The following is an 18,848-nucleotide window of genomic DNA, read 5'->3' as shown; positions in this document are numbered from 1 at the left end:
CTTAGCCAAGGCGGTGGAGTGCGCTCTAGGCAAGGGGAGAGATCTTGACGCTAACTGAAGGTTAGTGCTTTCCTTTCGTAAGTCCTACTGCTTGAACTTTCAAGCGGGAGACTGTTCTGCCGACCTCTCCGATGGGAGCATCGTGACCCCCACCACGCCTGCCCGCCGCGCGCTCGTCGCCGTCCTCGCGGCCGTCGCGCTCACGTCCACCGCCGCCGTCGTACCGGCCGTCGCGGCCCCGTCCTCCGCCGTCGCCGAGCGGGCCCCGCACGGGGACGCCGCTCGGCTCGGGTACCAGAAGTCCGTGGCCGTACGGGTGCTGAAGGGGGTGTTCGAGGACGGGAACACGGCGGTCGTGGACCGGTACGTGCGGCCGGACTACATCCAGCACAACCCGTTCGCGCCGGACGGGGCGGAGACGCTGAAGGGGCTCGCGGCGGCGGTGCGGCAGCAGTTCCCGGACGCCGCCTACGACGTCAGGCGGGTCATCGCCCAGGGCGACCTCGTCCTCGTGCACTCCAACGTCGTGCTCACGCCCGGCACCCGGGGCTCCGCCGTGTTCGACATCTTCCGCTTCCAGGGCGGGCGGATCGCGGAGCACTGGGACGTGGGGCAGGAGGTGCCGGAGTCCTCGGCCAACGGCAACGACATGTTCTCCACCGTCAGCCGGCCGCGCACCGAGGCGCCGGGGCCGGCCTGGCTGACCGCGTACAACGAGAAGCTGGTGACCAAGGCCTTCGACCGGCTGCTGGTGCGGAAGGACCTCTCGGCGCTCGACCGGTACTGGGGCCCCGAGTACCACCAGCACAACCCGAACATCCCCGACGGCGTGGCCGGGGCCAGGGCCGGTCTGGGCGGCTACTTCCAGCAGTTCCCCTCCCTCACCGTCACGCGCAAGCGGGTCATCGCCGAGGGCGACCTCGTCGCCGTCCACAGCCACTACGTGAACGTCCCGGGCGAGCGCGGCCAGGCCGTCGTCGACCTGTTCCGGGTGCGGAACGGAAAGATCGTCGAACACTGGGACGTACTCCAGGACGTGCCGGAGACGTCGGCGAACGACAACACGATGTTCTGACCGTCGCACCGCTTTCCTGGTGGGCCCTGTGCGGCGTCCGGTGTCATTCCTTCGGGAGGGGCTCCTGGTTCCGGTGGTCGTGCGGGGCGGGGGTGCGGGGTGCCCCGCCGGGCCGGCGGCGGTGGGTGAGGAGGAGCAGGGGGGTCGCCAGGAGGAGGAGGCCGGCCGTGGCGATCGCCGTTCGGGGGGTGGTCAGGGCGGCGAGGAGGCCCCAGAGGGCCGTCGTGGCGGCGGTGGCGAGTTTGCCGGTGACGGACCAGGCGGTGAGGACGCGGGCGACACGGTCCGACGGGGTCCGGGTGAGGCGCTGGGTGGCCATCACCGGGTTGAAGACGCTGATGCAGGTGATCAGGCCCAGCTCGACGACCATGACGAGGACGAGGCCCGCCGGACCGTGACCGATGAACGCCAGCCCCAGCGGCCAGCAGGCCCGCAGGGTTCCGGCGACCCGCAGGACCCGGTCGTCGCCGTGCCGGGCGACCAGGCGGCGGGAGAGGCGGGAGCCGATCAGTCCGCCGGCGCAGGGGACGGCGAAGGCGAGGCCGTACTGCCAGGGGGCGAAGCCGAGTTCACCGACCATGAGGATCAGCAGCAGCGGTGCGGGCGCCATGATCAGCGCGTTGACCACGATGGTGTTGAGGAAGAGGGGGCGCAGGGCCGGGTCGGCGAGCAGGAACCGCCAGCCGTCGAGGAGGTCGGTGGGGCGGAGACGGGGTGTGGGGGTCTTGGGCGTCGTGGGCGTCGTGGGCGTCGCGGGTGGGGCGGGTGCTGTGGGCGCCACGTCCTTCGGGGTCTCCGTCGACGTCATGGACTCTGTCGCCCTCGCCGATGGTGCGTCCCCCGCCGGGTGTGGCTCGCGGTCGCCGATCGCCCGGATGCCCGCTGCCGAGAGCAGGTAGCTGGTGGCGTCGATCAGCAGGGTGACGACCGGGCCGAAGAGGCCCATCGCGGCGCCGCCGAGCGGTGGGCCGAGCATGGTCGTGGTCCAGATTGTGGCCTCGAAGCGGCCGTTGGCGGCCACGAGGTGTTCCGGGGGGACCAGGGACTTCAGGAAGGCGCCGCTCGCCGCGGTGAAGGTGATGTCGGCCACGGCGACGACCATGGAGACCAGGAGGAGCTGGGGGAAGGTGAGCAGGTCGAGGGCGTAGGCGGCCGGGACCGTCAGCAGGGCCGCACAGCGGACCAGGTCCATCGTCATCATCACCGGACGCTTGCGCCGGAACTCCACCCAGGGGCCGAGCGGCAGGGCCACCACCGCGCCCACCGCCAGGCCGGTGGCCGCCAGCGCGGAGACCTGCGTCGGGCCGACGTGCAGGACCAGCACCGCGATCAGGGGGAACGCGTCGAACGACAGCCGCGTTCCGAACGCGCTGACCGCGTACGCCGCCCACAGCCACCGGAACTCCCGGCCCAGCCCACCGCCCCGCGTCATCCGTCCCGCCCCGCATCCGTCACCGCCGCGTCCGACCGGGACATCCAAGCGAGCGGGGGGCCGCCGATCAAGTGCGGAGCGCCGGATCCGGGAGGCGGTGGGTGAGGTCGTCAGCCTCGGGGGAACTCGGCGGTCGGGAGGACCAGACCGAGCAGGGTGGTGGTCATGTCGACGTCGCCGCCGTAGGTGATGGACAGGTCGCTGATGTAGTCGCCGTCCTTGGGCTGGGTGAACAGCCGGCACTTGCCCACATAGGGGTCGGCGATCAGGTAGACGGGGACCTCGGCGAGTGCGTACGCGGTTTTCTTGGGGCCGTAGTCGTTCCTGGCGGTGTCCGTAGAGATGACTTCGGCAATGAACTCGACGTCCTCGTAGCGCCAGCGGCCCTCAGGGCCCTTCTCGGCGTCGTCGCTCAACTTGGCCACGTCCGGAGCGAGCCCGTTCTGGCGGCCGGGGAAGTCGATGCGGACGTCCGAGAACACTGTCGTCTCCCGTCCGAAGTGATCCTCCAACGCCCAGATGACCTTGCGAATCGTCTGCCAGTGGATGTCCCGCTGCGGCGACATGTAGATGGTCCCCTCGACGATCTCTACCTTGTATCCCTCGGGGACGGGCATCTTCTCGAGCCGTTCGAACATCTCGTCCAGTTGGCGCGTGTTGTCGCTCTCGGCCATCGCGATCCTGTCTTCAAGGACGGTCATCGTGGCGCTCCTCCCCGGCCGCCCCTCGAACGAAGACGGCCGCGCAGTACAACGATACGCACGGTGACCAGGGCACGGAGGTACGACGAAACTCCCTTGCGCGCCCGGCGCCCGAACCGTTTGGGTCGTCTCCCGTGACCACCACCGCGCTCGACGCCCTCCACCGCCCCGACCGTTACCCGCGCTCCTCCGCCTACGACCCCTCCTGGCTGCTCGGCCTCGACATGGGGCCGAACCCGCTGTGGCTGCTGGAGGACCTGGTGCGGGACCTCGAACTGCGGCCCGGGATGCGGGTGTTGGACCTGGGGTCGGGGAAGGGGGCGACCTCGGTGTTCCTGGCGCGGGAGTTCGGGGTGGAGGTGGTCGCCGCGGACTGGTGGATCGCGGCGGAGGAGGCGGCGGAGGTCTTCGAGAAGGCCGGGGTGGGGGACCGGGTGACGGCGGTGCGGGCCGAGGCGCATGCCCTGCCGTTCGAGGAGGGCAGCTTCGACGCCGTCGTCAGCGTGGACGCGTTCGAGTACTTCGGGACGGCGGACAGCTATCTGCCGTACCTGGTGCGGTTCCTGCGGCCCGGCGGGCAGCTCGGCGTCGCCACACCCGCGCTGACCCGCGAGGTGCGCGACCTCGGGTCCGTCCCGGCGCACATCAAGGCCGTCGTCGGCTGGGAGGCCATCGCCTGGCACACCGCCGAGTGGTGGCGGTTCCAGTGGGCGGTCACCGAACTGGTCGACGTCACCTCGGCCCGGCTCCAGGAGGACGGCTGGCGGGACTGGCTGCTCTGGGCGCGGGCGTGTGCGGAACGCGATCCGCGGGCAGGGGGCGCCGATCGGGCGGTCGTGGAGATGCTGGAGGCGGACCAGGGGGAGTTTCTGACGTTCGCGCTGGTGACGGCCGTGCGGACAGCCGAGGGCGTTGGGCCCTAGCCCTACGCCTCCTCGTACGGTCCCCCCAGGTCCCACGCCTCGTGCATCGCGTTCGCGAAGGTCGCCGCGATCTTGTGTTCACCGGAGGCGTTGGGGTGCGTGCCGTCGTAGGTGTCCCGGTGGATGTCGTACGACCGGGGCGGGGAGGCCACGAGGAGCGGGGAGCGGGGTTCGTCGAGGTCGGCGGCCGTCTTGGCGAGGAGTTCGTTGAAGCGGGCGACCTGGGCGGCGAAGGGGGCGTCGGACTCGGCGCGGACGTTGGGGGTGACGGGGAGGAGGACCATGCGGACGTGCGGGTTCGCCTCGCGGGCGGCCTCGACGAAGCGGCGGGTGTTCTCGGCGGTCTGCTCGGCGTTGGTGTAGAAGCCGAGGTCGATGAGGCCGAGGGAGACGAGGAGGACGTCCGCCCGGTGGCCGCGGACCGCGTCGGCGATCAGCGGCGCCATGTGGAGCCAGCCCTCGCCCCAGCCGGCGAGATGGCCGCGGGGGAAGCGCGGGTCGGCGCCGGCGTACTCGTACGACGTCGGGGCGTCCGTCGCCTTGTCGTGGAGCGCCTCGCGCGGGCCGACGATCTTGAAGGGCCCCTCGTACGTCGTGCGCAGGTGCTGCCAGAGCCGGTAGCGCCATGTGTGTTCGCCGGCGCTCCCGATCGTCATGGAGTCGCCTACGGGCATGAACCTGAGCATTCGCACATCATGAACGATCGCTACCGGTTGGTAGCACCTCTCGCCCCGAACAGCCCTGTGAACCCTGCCACGTGGGCGGGAAGCAGCGGGCGCAGCCCCTGCTTCCCGAGGGGTGCGGGGAACCGCGCGAGAAGCCCCACGCACCCGCACCCGACCGGCCACCCCCACCCCGACGGCGCTCCCCCACCCCACCCGGCGGAGCGAGATGGCAGGCTTGGGCCCATGCGCCGTCGCCCCCTCACCTCGCTTCGCCGGTTCCGCGCCGGCTTCGCCGGTCTCGCCGCCGTCCTGCTCGCCGCCCTCCCGGCCGCGCCCGCGGCAGCCGACGACGACGGGTTCACGATGAAGGACACGCGGATCACCGAGTCGAGCGGTCTCGCCGCGTCGCGCCAGCACCCCGGGGTCTACTGGACCCACAACGACAGCGACGACGGGGCCTTCCTCTACGCCGTCGACAGCGAGACGGGCGAGACGGTCGCCACGGTCACCCTGACCGGCGTCGGCACCCCGCGCGACGTCGAGGCGATCTCCATGGGCCCCGGCGACAAGCTCTACGTCGGCGACATCGGGGACAACCTCGGCGGCACCTGGGCGTACGTCTGGATCTACGAACTCCCGGAGCCGAAGGAGCTGAAGGACCAGACGATCAAGGCCACGCAGTACGTGGTGAAGTACGAGGGCGGGGCGCGGGACGCGGAGGCACTGATGGTGCATCCGAAGACAGGGCGGGTCTACATCGCCGACAAGAACGAGGAGGGCGGATCGCTGTACGAGGGTCCGGCCGACCTCTCGCCCTCCGGCACGAACGTGTTCAAGAAGGTCGCCTCCGTCCCGGACCTGGAAGTCACCGACGGCGCGTTCTCACCGGACGGCAAGCAACTCGCCCTGCGCGCCTACTTCGGCGGCATCCTCTACGACTGGAACGGCGGCAGGATCAAGAAGGTCGAGCGGCTGAACGTGCCCCTGCAGCGGCAGGGGGAGTCGGTCACCTTCGACGCCGACGGCTCGAAGATCATGTACGGCAGCGAGGGGTCGGGCAGCTCGGTCGTCGCGCGGGACGTGCCCGGCGGCGGCTCCGGGAGCGGTGGTTCCGGCTCGTCGTCCTCCGGCGGGAAGGATTCCGGCACCGCGGCGGCGGACGGCGACGGCGCCGGCTCCACCTTCAAGGTCGGCGCCCTCGCCGTCGGCGGTGCGGTCGTCGTCGTATGGGGCTTCAGGCGGCTGCTGCGCCGGCCGTCCTGAGCCACGAGGCACCCACGCTCCCCGTCACCCCTCTCCGCCCCCGCCCCGCCGCGCGACGAACACCTCCAGCCCGTCCAGAAGGCGCTGCAGGCCGAACTCGAAGTGGTCGAAGCCCGTGGCGAAGGCGTCGTCCGAGAGGCCGGCGAGGAGCGGGTAGCGGCCGGAGGTCATGAGTTCCTCCAGGACGGGCGCCTGGGCCTGCCAGAACTCCGCGTCCGTGAGGCCGGTGCGGTGTTCCGCCTCCTGCGCGTAGAGCTGGGTGCGTGCGGCGCCGACGACATAGCCGTCCACGGCGATGATCGCGGAGATCAGCTCGGGGTCGGTCAGTCCCATGGGCTTGATGCGTGAGAGCACCTTCTCCATGCCGTCGAGGGCGCTGGGGCCGAGGACCGGGCGGGACTGGTTGACCTGCAGCAGCCAGGGGTGGCGCCGGTAGAGGGCGAGGGTGGCCCGGCCCAGGGCCTCCAGGGCGGAGCGCCAGTCGCCGTCGCCGAGGTCGGCGGGGTTCTCCGAGGGGCGCTGGACGCGGTCGAGCATGAGGTCCAGCAGTTCGGCCTTGCCGGGGACGTAGCGGTACAGGGACATGGTCCCGGTGCCGAGTTCGGTGGCGACCCGGCGCATGGACAGGGCGGGCAGCCCCTCCGCGTCGGCGACCCGGACGGCCGCCTCCACGATCCGGTCCAGGGTGAGCCCCGGCTTCGGGCCCCGGCTGGGGCGGCGGCCGGTGTCCCACAGCAGATGCAGCGTCCGGACGATGTCCCCGCTGCCGCTGGACTCCGTACCCCCACCCCCACCGGAACCGCCGGCACCGCGGGTTCCGCCGGTGGTCCCGCCTGCCCGGCCGCCGCTCGCGTCGTCGTCCGAACCGCCCTCGTTCCTGGTCATGAGCGGAGTTTATGCCCTCGCGAAAAAACTGGGTACGACGTACGCGAATTCGGGTACGGTGTACTCAGTTGCTGACGGAAGGGGGACCCATGAGCGAGTCGAGCGGCGCCGGAGGCGTCGGCGGATACGCGGTGCGGGCGGAGGGGCTGGAGAAGCGGTACGGGGAGAAGCGGGCGCTCGACGGGTTCGACCTCGCCGTGCGCGAGGGCACCGTGCACGGCCTGCTCGGCCCGAACGGCGCGGGCAAGACCACCGCCGTACGCATCCTGTCCACCCTGGTGCGCCTGGACGGCGGCAGGGCGGTGGTGGCCGGTCTCGACGTGGCACGGAGCCCGCGCGAGGTACGGGCCAGGATCGGCCTCACCGGCCAGTACGCCGCCGTGGACGAGGTGCTGACCGGCCGGCAGAACCTGGAGATGTTCGGCCGGCTGTTCCACCTGGGCGGGAAGCGGGCGAAGTCGCGGGCCGCCGAACTGCTCGACCGGTTCGACCTCGTCGACGCCGCGGACAAGGGCGTCGGCAAGTACAGCGGCGGTATGCGGCGCCGACTCGACCTCGCCGCCTCGATGATCCTCGCCCCGGCCGTCCTCTTCCTGGACGAGCCGACGACCGGCCTCGATCCGCGCAGCCGGAACGAGGTCTGGGAAGCCGTACGCGCGCTGGTGGCGGGCGGTACGACCGTGCTGCTCACCACGCAGTATCTGGAGGAGGCCGACAGGCTGGCCTCGCACATCACCGTGATCGACCAGGGGCGGGCCATCGCCGACGACACCCCCGACGGACTGAAGAGCACGGTCGGCGGCGACCGCGTCGAGGTCGTCCTCGCCGAGCGCGCCGACATCCCGCGCGCGGTGAAGGTCGTCGCCCGGGTCTCGGACGGCGAACCGGAGTCGGACGACGCCGAGTCACGGGTCCACGCACCGGTGACCGACCGCGTCGCGGCGCTCACCGAGGTGGCCCGCACCCTCCAGGACGAGGGCGTGCGGGTCGTGGACATCGGCCTGCGCAGGCCGAGCCTGGACGACGTGTTCCTGCGCCTGACGGGTCACCGCGCGCAGAAGCCGGGGACCACCGGGACCGGGAGCGCGGCGGACGTCCGTGACATCCGTGACACCGGGAAGGGGACCGCCGCATGACCACCGTCGACCTGGGCGCGCCGAGTGCGCGCGGCCGTACGTACTGGCTGTTCTCCGACGTCTGGAACATCGTCCGCCGAGGCCTCACCCACTACCGGCGCCAGCCGGTCAACATCGCCTGGCAGCTGGGCTTTCCCATTCTCTCCGTGCTGCTGTACGGCTATGTCTTCGGCAGTGCCATGCGGGTGCCCGGCGGCGGGGACTACCGGGACTTCCTGATGCCGGGCATGTTCGTGATGACGATGGCCTTCGGGTTCATCAACACGGCCACGCTGGTCGTCCACGACTCCACCAAGGGGGTCATCGACCGCTTCCGCTCCATGCCGATGGCGCCGTCCGCGGTGGTCGCCGGGCGAGGGCTGACCGATCTGCTCGGCGCCTGCGCGGAGTTGGCCATCATGATGCTGACGGCGGTCGCGATGGGCTGGCGCCCGGACGGGGGCCTCGGCTTCCTGGCCGCGTTCGGTCTGCTCCTGTGGCTGCGCTTCGCGCTGATCTGGATCGGTGTCTGGCTGGGCCTGCTGGTCCCCAACCCGGAGGCGGCGGGCGGGCTGTTCGCGGTCGCCTTCCCGCTGACCATGATCTCCAGCATCTACGTCGCCCCGCAGCTCATGCCCGACTGGCTGGGCTGGATCGCCGCCTGGAACCCGATCTCCTCCACGGCCGCGGCGGCCCGCGAGCTGTTCGGGACGCCGGTCGGCGGCGGTGACTCCTGGGTCGAGCGGAACGCGCTGCTGATGGCCGGGGTGTGGCCGCTGGTGCTGACGCTGGTCTTCCTGCCGCTGGCGGTACGCCGGTTCAAGAAGCTCAGCAGCTGAGGGGACGGGCGGTCCGGGGGACGCGTGAGGGCGTCCGGCGCATCAGGTGGCGCCGGACGCCTTGACGTGTCCATGCGATCTGTTTCCATGGGATGTGCGGGTGATGGGAGCGCTCCCATCGGTTCCGGACCCGCACCTCCCGAGGAGGAAGCAGCGACATGTTCCGCAGCTTACGGAGAACCCTGGGCGCCCTGTGCGCGGCCGCCGCCCTGTTCACGCTGCCCCTGGCCGGCGGCCTGCACCCGGCGGCGGCGGCCACCGCGCCGGAGGCCGGCGCCGCCGAGGCCGGGGCCGGTTACTGGCGTACCAGCGGCCGGCAGATCCTGGACGCCGGCGGCCAGTCGGTCCGGATCGCCGGCATCAACTGGTTCGGCTTCGAGACCGCCAACCACGTCCCCCACGGCCTCTGGTCCCGCGACTACAAGAGCATGATCGACCAGATGAAGTCGCTGGGCTACAACACCATCCGGATGCCCTACAGCGACGACATCCTCAAACCCGGCACCATGCCCGACAGCCTCAACCACTCCGACGGCAAGAACGCCGACCTGCGGGGCCTGACGTCTCTCCAGGTCCTGGACAAGATCGTCGCGTACGCCGGGCAGAGCGGGCTGAAGGTCATCCTCGACCGCCACCGCCCGGACGCGGCGGGCCAGTCGGCGCTCTGGTACACCTCGGCCGTCCCCGAGTCGACGTGGATCACCAACCTGAAGGCACTGGCCACCCGCTACAAGGGCAACGCGACGGTCGTCGGCATCGACCTCCACAACGAGCCCCACGATCCGGCCTGCTGGGGCTGCGGGGACACGGCCAGGGACTGGCGCCTGGCCGCCCAGCGCGCAGGCAACGCGGTCCTGTCGGTCAACCCCGACCTGCTGATCCTCGTCGAGGGCGTCCAGACGTTCAACGGCGTCTCGGGCTGGTGGGGCGGCAACCTGATGGGCGTGGCCCAGTACCCGGTGCAGCTGGACGTGGCGAACCGGGTGGTGTACTCGGCCCACGACTACGCCACGAGCGTCGCCCAGCAGAGCTGGTTCAGCGACCCGTCCTTCCCCGCCAACATGCCCGGCATCTGGGACAGGTACTGGGGATACATCTTCAAGCAGAACATCGCGCCGGTGTGGGTCGGCGAGTTCGGTACGACGCTCCAGTCCACCGTCGACCAGCGGTGGCTGGCGGCCCTGGTGACCTATCTGCGCTCGACCTCGACCTACGGCTCGGACTCCTTCCACTGGACCTTCTGGTCCTGGAACCCCAACTCCGGTGACACCGGCGGCATCCTGAAGGACGACTGGCAGACGGTGGACACCGTCAAGGACGGCTACCTCGCGAGCATCAAGGCCCCCGGCTTCCCGCCCGGCGGCTCCGGCCCGGGAGACCCCGGCGATCCGGGTGATCCGGGTGATCCGGGCGACCCCGGCGGTGGCACGCCCGCCTGCACCGCCGCGTACACGGTCAGCAGCGACTGGGGCGGCGGCTTCAACGCCGAGGTGAAGGTCACCAACAGCGGTACCACCGCCCTCGCCTCCTGGAAGGTCACCTGGACCTGGCCCGGCTCCCAGCGGGTCACGAACATGTGGAACGCGTCCTACACCCAGAGCGGGGCGACGGTCACCGCGACCAACGCCGCGCACAACGGGGCGGTCGCCGCGGGCGCTTCGGCGAGCTTCGGTTTCGGGGGCGCGCCCGGGGGCGGGGGTGTGCCGAGCGTGAGCTGTACGGCCACCTGACGCGTGGGGTGCGAGAGGGGGCGCCCGGGGCTCGCCGGGTGCCCTCGTCGGCGGCGGGCGGCCGTCCGGAATCGCTTGTCCGGATTGGCGCAACTGCCCCTTTCTGTCAGTCATTTGAGAGTAAGCAATGACTCAATTCGGTCAAGTCTTGGTCGAATAAGTTATTGCTGGGCGCGATCTTCGGGAACCATGCGGCCTGGACCGCGAACCTCGCGGACCTGAACCCCCCATCGTTCAGAGAGAACTTCATGAGAAGAAGCGCAGCCGTGCTGTGCGGCGCCGGCGTCGTTCTGGCCGGGACGCTCAGCGCCGTCCCCGCCAACGCCAGCGGGTCGCCCTCCGCGAACACCGTCCAGGCCGCCGCCGCGAAGGTCGCCTGGAAGAAGTGCGCCACCGACAACTCGCCGACGCTCCAGTGCGCCTCGGTGAAGGTGCCGCTCGACTACGCGAAGCCGAACGGGAAGAAGATCACGCTGGCACTGTCCCGCGTGCCGCACACCTCGAAGACGTACCAGGGCCCGCTGCTGGTCAACCCGGGCGGCCCCGGTGGCAGCGGTACGGGTCTGGCCTCGTTCGTCGCGTCCTCGCTGCCGAAGAAGGTCGCCGCGCAGTACGACGTCATCGGCTTCGACCCGCGGGGCGTGGGCGCGAGCAAGCCCGCCCTGGACTGCAAGCCCGGTTACTTCGACCCGGTGCGCCCGGACTCCGTGCCCAGCACGTCCGCGATCGAGACGGCCAACGTCAAGCGCGCCCAGTCCTTCGCCAAGGCCTGCGGCACGAAGTACAAGGACGTCCTGCCGTACATCAACACGATCAGCGCCGTGAAGGACCTGGACTCGATCCGTAAGTCCCTCGGCGCGAAGAAGATCAACTACTTCGGTTACTCGTACGGCACCTACCTCGGCGCCGTCTACGCCAAGCTGTACCCGCAGCGGGTGCGGCGCCTGGTGCTGGACTCGATCGTGGACCCGACGGGTGTCTGGTACGAGGACAACCTCGACCAGGACTACGCCTTCGACAAGCGCCACAAGGCGTTCATGAAGTGGGTCGCGAAGTACAACTCCACGTACAAGCTCGGCACCGATCCGAAGAAGATCGAAGCCAAGTGGTACGCCATGCGGGACGCTCTCGCCAAGAAGCCCGCGGAGGGCAAGGTGGGCGCCTCCGAGCTGGAGGACATCTTCCTCCCGGGCGGCTACTACAACGGCTACTGGCCCTTCCTGGCCGAGGCGTTCGCGGCGTACGTGAACGACAAGGACACCGCCCCGCTGGTGGACGCGTACGACAACTTCGCCGCCGTCGACTCCTCCGGCGACAACGGCTACAGCGTCTACACCTCGGTGCAGTGCCGTGACGCGTCCTGGCCGCGCGACTGGAAGAAGTGGACCAAGGACAACTGGGCGGTCTACAAGAAGGCCCCGTTCATGGCCTGGAACAACGCCTGGTACAACGCGCCGTGCGCGTTCTGGCCGACCAAGTCGCTGAAGCCGGTGAACATCGCCAACTCCAAGCTGCCGCCGACGCTGCTGTTCCAGGCGACGGACGACGCGGCCACCCCGTACCAGGGTGGGGTCACCGTCCACAAGCTGCTCAAGAACTCCAGCCTGGTCGTCGAGCAGGGCGGCGGCAACCACGGCATCTCGCTGAGCGGCAACAGCTGCCTCGACAAGTACCTGGCGACGTACCTGACCAACGGCAAGGTGCCGCACGGCAAGGGCACGGCCGACGCCACGTGCAAGAAGCTGCCCGACCCGACGCCGGCGCCCGCCGAGCAGAAGTCGGCGCAGTCCACCCTGAGCACGGTCGGCGCGACCAGCGGTGAGACCCTGCACGGCATACTCGGCTTCCGAGGCTGACCGCGCGGTGACGAACGAGAAGGGCGCCCGGCACTGGTTGCCGGGCGCCCTTCAGCGTCGTACGTGTCGTACGGGAGTGATCAGAGCTTCTCGATCACGTGGTCGACGCACTTGGTGAGGGCCTCGACGTCGTCCGGGGCGATGGCCGGGAACATGGCGACGCGCAGCTGGTTGCGGCCGAGCTTGCGGTAGGGCTCGGTGTCGACGATGCCGTTGGCGCGCAGGACCTTGGCGACGGCGGCGGCGTCGATCTCGTCCGAGAAGTCGATCGTGCCGATGACCTGGGAGCGCTTGGCCGCGTCCGTGACGAACGGGCTCGCGTACTTGCTCTCCTCCGCCCAGGTGTAGAGGCGGGTCGAGGAGTCCTTCGTCCGGGCCGTGGACCAGCTCAGACCGCCCTGGCCGTTGATCCACTTCAGCTGCTGGTCGAGCAGGAAGAGGGTCGCGAGCGCCGGGGTGTTGTACGTCTGGTTCTTGCGGGAGTTGTCGATCGCCGTGGGGAGGCTGAAGAACTCCGGGATGTGGCGGCCGGAGGCGTGGATCCGCTCGGCGCGCTCGATGGCGGCCGGGGAGAAGACGCCGATCCAGAGGCCACCGTCGGAGGCGAAGGACTTCTGCGGGGCGAAGTAGTAGACGTCGGTCTCGGCGATGTCGACGGGCAGGCCGCCCGCGCCGGACGTGGCGTCGACCAGGACGAGGGCGCCCTCGTCGGCGCCGGCCACGCGGTTCAGCGGGGCGGCGACACCGGTGGACGTCTCGTTGTGCGTGAAGGCGTAGACGTCGACGCCCGCCTCGGCGGCCGGCTCCGGATGCGTGCCGGGGTCGGAGGAGACGACCGTCGGCTCGGCGAGCCAGGGGGCGAGCTTCGCGGCCTTGGCGAACTTCGAGCTGAACTCGCCGAAGGTCAGGTGCTGGCTCTTGTTCTCGATCAGGCCGTGGGTCGCGATGTCCCAGAAGGCCGTGGAGCCGCCGTTGCCGAGGACGACCTCGTAGCCCTCGGGCAGGGAGAACAGCTCGCTGATGCCCTCGCGGACCTGGCCGACCAGGTTCTTCACCGGGGCCTGGCGGTGGGAGGTGCCGAGCAGAGAGGTGCCGGTCGCGGCCAGCGCGTCCAGCGCCTCCGTCCGAACCTTGGAGGGGCCCGCGCCGAAACGTCCGTCGGCGGGCTTGATGTCAGCGGGGATCTGGATATCAGCCACGGGCATGGAGCCTAGCCGCTCCGCGAAACCTGGGCGAAACGTCGTCCGTCGGGTGAGACGGGGTGGGGGCGCCCGGGTGCCCGGGTGCCTAGTGGCTCGGGGGTGCGGGTGCTTGCGCGTCGGCGGGTGCGGGTCGGGTGGGGGTTGCTCGCGCAGTTCCCCGCGCCCCTGAAAGACCGGGCCCCTGCGGGCCTGAAGGACCAGGCCCCTGCGGGCCTGACAAGCCACGGCGTTGCGGGCCTGGAAAGCAGGGGGCGCAGCCCCTGCTTTTCAGGGGCGCGGGGAACTGCGCGATCAGCCCCCACCGGGCCGGCGGATGGGGGTCGAAGGGGCGCAGCCCCTGGGGGAGGGACGGGTAGGGGCGGCGGGGGCGACAACCCGGCACCTCAGACCCCACGGACCGGCCCCGGCGCGAACCGCACCGGCAGCTCCACCAGCCCCCGTAGCCAAGGAGACGCCCGCCGGGCCAGGGCCCCGGACGGGACCGCGAGGTCCATGTCCGGAAGCCGGTCCAGGACGACTTCGATACCCGTACGGGCGATGACCTCGGCCGTCTCCTGCGCCGGAAAAGGACACCGGTGCTCGCCGTGCCCGAAGGAGAAGTGCGCGTTGTTGCCACCGGTGAGCGCCCCCTGCGTACGCACCCGCGGATCGGAGTTGGCCCCCTGGAGCCCCAGCAGGACGAGGTCACCCGCACGGAGCACCCGCCCACCGAGCCGCGTGTCACGGGTGGCCCACCGCCCGGCCGCGTTCTGGATCGGCGCGTCCTCCCACAGCACCTCGTTCATCGCCTCGGCCACACTGCTGCGCCCCCCGAACAACGACGCCGCGAACCGCTCGTCCGTCAGCATCAGATGCAGCGAGTTGCCGATCCAGTCGGCGGTCGGCTGGTGTCCCACCGCCAGCATCACCATCACGTCGTGGGTGACCTCCTCGACCGTCACCTCGTAGGCGCGCGCGTTCGCGAGGAGCCGCGAGACCACGTCGTCGCCGGGCTGCCGCAGGCGCTCCGACACCAGCCGGTCCATCGCGGTGCGCAGATACCCCTCCGCCGCCATCGCCCGGTCCTGGCCGTCGAGGATGTCGTTCAGCGCGACCACCAGGCCGGGACCGTGTTCCTCCCGGAAGCCGAAGAGGTACGCCAGCACCCGCACGGGCAGCAGCGCCGCGAACTGCCCCACCAGATCGGCCGCGCCCACCCCGCACACCACGTCGATCAACTCGTCCGCGAACCGTTCGACATGGCCGCGCAGTTCGAGCGGCTCGACCGCCTCCAGCGCCTCCTCGATCAGCGCGGCCCGCTGCCGGTGCCGCTCGCCGACCGTGCCGAGGACCGACGGCTGCTCCGGGCTGATGACGGGGAGCAGCGGCCAGTCGGCCGGGATGTTCGGCCACTGGTTCCACAGCCCGGAGTCCCGGCTGAACAGCTCCGGATCGCTGGTCACCTGGTGCAGCTCGCTGTAGCCGAGCACCAGCCAGGCCGGTACGCCCCCGTCGAGCAGCACGGGCACCACCTCGCCGTGCTCCCGCCGTATATCCCCGTACCGGGCGGCGGGAGCACCCTGGAAACGCGCGCCGAAGAGGGGCACGGGGACGGACGCGGCGGTCGAGAGCGGGGGCATGGGGAACGGGTGGCCGTCGCCGTGGTCAGAGGTTGCGAAGTCCAACTAGCACCTGCTCCAGGATGTCCGGATCGATCAGCGTGGCCTGGTTCGGATGCCGGGCGCTGACCCGGCCGGCCGCGAGGAGGTCGGAGAGCAGCACCTTCGTGATGCTCACCGGCAGCCGCAGCTCGGCGGCGATCTCCACGACCGCCGTCGGCCGCTCCGTCAGCCGCAGGATCGCCACGTGCTCCGACTGCATGCCGGGCACCGGCTGGCTCTCCGCCACCACCAGGGTCACCAGGTCGAACGGTTTTCCGGACGCCGAACGACTGCGCCCCCCGGTGAGCGTGTAGAGCCGGTCGGGCAGGTCGTCCCTGCCGGGCCGGCTCATGACGTACGGGGCGCCAGAGCCGTAGCCGCGGTCGTCGTCGTAGCGGTGGTCACGGCGGCGGCGCCGGACGTGCGCGTCGCGCCCATCGTGCCGGTCGAGCCGGTCGCGTTCCGCGTGCCGGTCACGTTCCTCGTGGCCGTCGGGTTGGTCGCGCTCGTCGGGTGGCGCGGCTTCGCGCTCAGGTGCTCGCCGAGTTGTTCGACCAGCTCGCTCATGTTGTGGCCGACGAGACCGGCGTCCGCCTCCTCGTCCGTCACCACGGCCAGATGCGCGCCCTCGCCCGCCTCCACGATGAACAGGACGCCGCCGTGGAACTCCGCCATCGCCGTCCGTACGCCTCCGCTGCCGTCGCCGAACTCCACGGACGCCCCCTGGGAGAGCGACTGGATGCCGGCGGCGATCGCGGAGAGCTGGTCCGCCCGGTCGACGGACAGTTCGGGTGTACGGCACAGGCGCAGGCCGTCCCGGGAGAGGACGAGCGCGTGCCGGGCGCCCGGGGTGCGTTCCAGCAGTCCCTCCATGAGCCAGGTGAGCCTGTCGTCGGCGGTGGTGCCGATACCGGTGCCGGTCATGGGGTGTGGTCGCCTTCCAGGTGGGGGTGCGTGCGCGGGTCCGGGGCGGGGAGCCGCTCTCCGGCCGGGTCGGGGTCCGGGTCGGGGTCCGGGTAGGGGTCCGGGTAGGACGGGGAGGGGTGGGACGCGGGGCCGGTGTCGTCGTCCGGGGCGGGGCGGGTGTCCCGTGCGGGTTCCCAGGCCAGTTCCCTTACGGGGTCCAGCTCCCACTTGGCCTCCCGTGCGGGGTCCGGCGCCCAGGGAAGCTCGGCGGCCGCCTCCGCCTGCCAGGCCGCCTCCTTCACCGCCTCCGGCTCCCACGCGAGGCCGCGCGCGGGCTCGGGCGCCCATCCGCTCTCCCGTACGGGTGGCCCGGGCTCCCAGGCCGTCTCCCGTACGGGTTCGGGTCCGGGCTCCCACGCCGAGCCCGCCACCGCACCCCACTCGGACTCCCGCACCGGCTCCAACTCCGGCTGCCGTACGGCTTCGGCGGGCGCGGCGGCGTCCCGTACGGGTTCCAGGGCGGCACCGGTCCCGGGCGCGGCCGGCACGCCCGTGGCGCCCTCGTCGCCCGCGGCCGTCCCCTGGACGAACGCCTGGTCCAGCCCGCCGCCCGTGCCCCGCACCGCGCGGCGGAAGCTGCTGAACCGCACGGCACCGCTGCTTGCGTCCTCGGCGGGCCGGGAGGCCCGCTCCGGCCGGGCCGCGGCGGCGTCGGCGGCGGCCTGGGTACGGGCCTCCGCGTCGGCGAGGGACTGGCCGCGACGGCGCCGGGGCAGGGCCTCGGAAGGAGTGGCGGTCTCGTCGGCGGAGGAGAACTCGTACTCCCCGGTGCCGAATTCCGAGCTGAACGACGAGCGGAACGACGAGCCGAAGGCGGAACCCGGAGTACCGATCGGGGATCCGTACGAGGAGTCGTATGAGGAGTCGTATGAGGAGTCGTAAGAGGAGTCCGGCGAGGAACCGGACGAATAGTCGGACGAGTAGCCGGACGAACCGTCGTACGAGGAACCGAACGCCGGTGCGCCGGCCGGGGTGTCCGGGGCCGGATCCGGTGCGGGGGCGGCGTTCCTGTAGCCGGACAAGGAGTCGATCAGGGCGTCGGCCACCGGGTCGGCGACGGGGGCGGCCGGGGCGTCCGTCGGGAACGAGTGGGTCGGCGTCGGCTCGGCGTCCAGATCGTGCGGGGCAGGCACGCCCCCGTAGGACGACGGGGCGGGGGCGGACCCCGTGGGAGACGCCGTCGTGGGCATCGCGCTCGCCAGGACGTCCTGCGGGATGAGCATGAGGACGCCGGTGCCGCCGCGCGCCGACGGGCGGAAGGAGATCCGCAGGCCGTGCTTGCGGGCGAGGCGTCCGACGACAGCGAGACCGAGACGCGTGCCGGAGAGGCTCGCCAGGTCGGTGGTCTCGCCCGACACGGCGCGTTCGGCGCGACGGAGCTGGACGTCGCCCATGACGAGCCCGGAGTCCTCGACCGAGATGATCGCGCCGGCCGGGACCTCCTCGACGTACACATGGACCTCGGCGGTCGGCGGCGAGAAGTTCGCCGCGTTGTCCAGGAGTTCGGCGAGCGCGTGCATGACGCCCTCGGCGGCGTGACCAGCGACGGCGGTCTCGCTGGAGGAGTGCAGCCGGACCCGGCGGTAGGCGCCGATGCGGCCCATCGCGCCGCGCAGGATCGACTCCATGGGGATCGGGCGGGCCCAGCGGCGGCCCGAGCGCGCGCCCGCGAGGACGGCGACGGAGTCGGCGAGACGGCCCGCCTGGGCGGTGCGGTGGTCGAGGTGGAGCAGGTCGGCGAGGACGTCCTCGTCGGCGTGACGTTCCTCCATGGCGCGGAGGTCGGCGAGGGTGGCGGTGGCGAGGGCCTGCATCCGGCCGGCCACGTTGGCGGTGACGGCGAGGACGGCGGAGCGTTCGGTCTCGGCCTGCTTGGCGCGTTCGGAGAGCGACACCCGCTCCTGGGTGATCTCCTCCGCCGTGCGGTCCCGCTCGTCGGACAGCCGTTCGCGTTCGCGCTCGGACTCCGTCGTCAGCCGCACCCGTTCCCGGGCGAACTCGCCCGCGATCCGCGCCCGCTCCCGGACGAACTCCTCCGTCAGCCGCCCCCGCTCCTGCGCGAACTCCTCGGCCGTCCGGGCCCGCTCCCGCAGCAGCAGACCGGTCTCCTGGGAGACGGCGTCGAGCCGCAGGCGCAGCAGTCGCACCGACACGCGTGCGTGCACGGCGACCGCGACGACGGCCGTGAGCAGCAGCGCGGCCGCCCCCGCGCCGGCGGCGAGGGGCGTGCGCACGGACTGCGGCGCCACCGCGACCGCGGCTCCGGTGGCGGTCGCGGTGAGCAGGGCGGTCACCAGGGGCAGGGGAAGGACTGAGCGCAGGGCGGGGCGTTCGCCTGGTGAGCGAGGTGAGCTGGGCGCGGTCATCGGCTGGTGTCCTCGGTCGGTTCTGAACTCGGTAACTCAGTCGGTTCCTGGATGGGTAACTCGGTCGGTCCCTGAACGAGAAGCGACGTCTGGTGCTCAATTGGGCGTCACTATATGGGAGTTCGTGACGGGGGTTGGCCGGTTTCCGGTTAGCTCTCCGGAATCAAGCCAACGTCCCCGGTGAGCGGCG

The 18,848-nt window shown here is 71.3% G+C and carries 15 protein-coding genes and 1 pseudogene; 7 read left to right on the top strand and 9 right to left on the bottom strand.

Annotation, left to right across the window (positions count from 1 at the left end):
* The first annotated feature begins 142 nt into the window (after positions 1-142).
* The gene (locus ACWCRJ_RS11170; protein WP_450939015.1) at positions 143-1,075 is read left to right on the top strand and encodes a nuclear transport factor 2 family protein; all 933 of its coding nucleotides are present in this window, start codon (positions 143-145) and stop codon (positions 1,073-1,075) included.
* A 43-nt stretch (positions 1,076-1,118) separates the two neighbouring features.
* Here ACWCRJ_RS11170 and ACWCRJ_RS11165 read toward each other — a convergent pair whose 3' ends face one another.
* Positions 1,119-2,507, bottom strand: coding sequence for an MFS transporter (locus ACWCRJ_RS11165; RefSeq protein WP_450939014.1), 1,389 nt, complete (start codon positions 2,505-2,507; stop codon positions 1,119-1,121).
* Between the two features lie 110 nt (positions 2,508-2,617).
* The gene (locus ACWCRJ_RS11160; RefSeq protein ID WP_450939013.1) at positions 2,618-3,208 is read right to left on the bottom strand and encodes a Uma2 family endonuclease; all 591 of its coding nucleotides are present in this window, start codon (positions 3,206-3,208) and stop codon (positions 2,618-2,620) included.
* Between the two features lie 134 nt (positions 3,209-3,342).
* On the opposite strand from ACWCRJ_RS11160, the gene ACWCRJ_RS11155 reads away from it, so the two are divergent.
* On the top strand, positions 3,343-4,131 hold the full coding sequence (locus tag ACWCRJ_RS11155) for an SAM-dependent methyltransferase (RefSeq protein WP_450939012.1): 789 nt from the start codon (positions 3,343-3,345) through the stop codon (positions 4,129-4,131).
* A gap of 2 nt (positions 4,132-4,133) precedes the next feature.
* Here ACWCRJ_RS11155 and ACWCRJ_RS11150 read toward each other — a convergent pair whose 3' ends face one another.
* Positions 4,134-4,817, bottom strand: coding sequence for an SGNH/GDSL hydrolase family protein (locus ACWCRJ_RS11150; protein WP_450939011.1), 684 nt, complete (start codon positions 4,815-4,817; stop codon positions 4,134-4,136).
* A 222-nt stretch (positions 4,818-5,039) separates the two neighbouring features.
* Here ACWCRJ_RS11150 and ACWCRJ_RS11145 point away from each other — a divergent pair, with 222 nt between their 5' ends.
* Positions 5,040-6,059, top strand: coding sequence for a WD40 repeat domain-containing protein (locus ACWCRJ_RS11145; protein WP_450939010.1), 1,020 nt, complete (start codon positions 5,040-5,042; stop codon positions 6,057-6,059).
* Positions 6,060-6,083: 24 nt separating this feature from the next.
* On the opposite strand, the gene ACWCRJ_RS11140 is transcribed toward ACWCRJ_RS11145, so the two are convergent.
* Complete coding sequence (locus ACWCRJ_RS11140) at positions 6,084-6,944, bottom strand: TetR/AcrR family transcriptional regulator (RefSeq protein ID WP_450939009.1); 861 nt, start codon at positions 6,942-6,944, stop codon at positions 6,084-6,086.
* An 89-nt stretch (positions 6,945-7,033) separates the two neighbouring features.
* Between ACWCRJ_RS11140 and ACWCRJ_RS11135 the strand changes: the two genes are divergently transcribed.
* The 4 genes from ACWCRJ_RS11135 to ACWCRJ_RS11120 all read left to right on the top strand — a co-directional run bounded on the left by ACWCRJ_RS11135 (position 7,034) and on the right by ACWCRJ_RS11120 (position 12,484).
* Entirely contained in the window at positions 7,034-8,080 is a 1,047-nt protein-coding gene (locus ACWCRJ_RS11135) for an ATP-binding cassette domain-containing protein (protein WP_450939008.1), read from the top strand.
* Positions 8,077-8,898, top strand: a complete 822-nt coding sequence (locus ACWCRJ_RS11130; RefSeq protein WP_450939007.1) for an ABC transporter permease — start codon at positions 8,077-8,079, stop codon at positions 8,896-8,898. Before ACWCRJ_RS11135 ends, ACWCRJ_RS11130 begins: the two co-directional genes overlap by 4 nt.
* Positions 8,899-9,056: 158 nt before the next feature.
* Entirely contained in the window at positions 9,057-10,628 is a 1,572-nt protein-coding gene (locus tag ACWCRJ_RS11125; RefSeq protein WP_450939006.1) for a cellulase family glycosylhydrolase, read from the top strand.
* Positions 10,629-10,876: 248 nt separating this feature from the next.
* A complete protein-coding gene (locus ACWCRJ_RS11120) occupies positions 10,877-12,484 on the top strand; it encodes an alpha/beta hydrolase (protein WP_450939005.1) in 1,608 nt (535 codons plus the stop codon).
* 80 nt (positions 12,485-12,564) lie between these two features.
* Here ACWCRJ_RS11120 and serC read toward each other — a convergent pair whose 3' ends face one another.
* The 5 genes and pseudogenes from serC to ACWCRJ_RS11095 all read right to left on the bottom strand — a co-directional run bounded on the left by serC (position 12,565) and on the right by ACWCRJ_RS11095 (position 18,658).
* Positions 12,565-13,683, bottom strand: coding sequence for a phosphoserine transaminase (gene serC, locus ACWCRJ_RS11115; protein WP_046917225.1), 1,119 nt, complete (start codon positions 13,681-13,683; stop codon positions 12,565-12,567).
* Positions 13,684-14,069: 386 nt separating this feature from the next.
* Positions 14,070-15,305 carry a cytochrome P450 gene (locus tag ACWCRJ_RS11110; RefSeq protein ID WP_450939004.1) on the bottom strand — a complete coding sequence of 412 codons (1,236 nt, stop codon included), beginning with the start codon at positions 15,303-15,305 and terminating at the stop codon, positions 14,070-14,072.
* Between the two features lie 25 nt (positions 15,306-15,330).
* Positions 15,331-15,678, bottom strand: coding sequence for a DUF742 domain-containing protein (locus ACWCRJ_RS11105; protein WP_450939003.1), 348 nt, complete (start codon positions 15,676-15,678; stop codon positions 15,331-15,333).
* Between the two features lie 164 nt (positions 15,679-15,842).
* Positions 15,843-16,250 (bottom strand): annotated as a pseudogene (locus tag ACWCRJ_RS11100) (roadblock/LC7 domain-containing protein); the annotation flags it as partial.
* Positions 16,247-18,658: an ATP-binding protein gene (locus ACWCRJ_RS11095; RefSeq protein ID WP_450939002.1), complete on the bottom strand. Its 2,412-nt coding sequence runs from the start codon at positions 18,656-18,658 to the stop codon at positions 16,247-16,249. The gene ACWCRJ_RS11095 and the pseudogene ACWCRJ_RS11100, both read right to left, overlap by 4 nt.
* Between the last annotated feature and the right edge of the window lie 190 nt (positions 18,659-18,848).

Source organism: Streptomyces sp. NPDC002324 (assembly GCF_053593335.1).
This window is presented reverse-complemented; position numbering and strand designations above follow the sequence as displayed.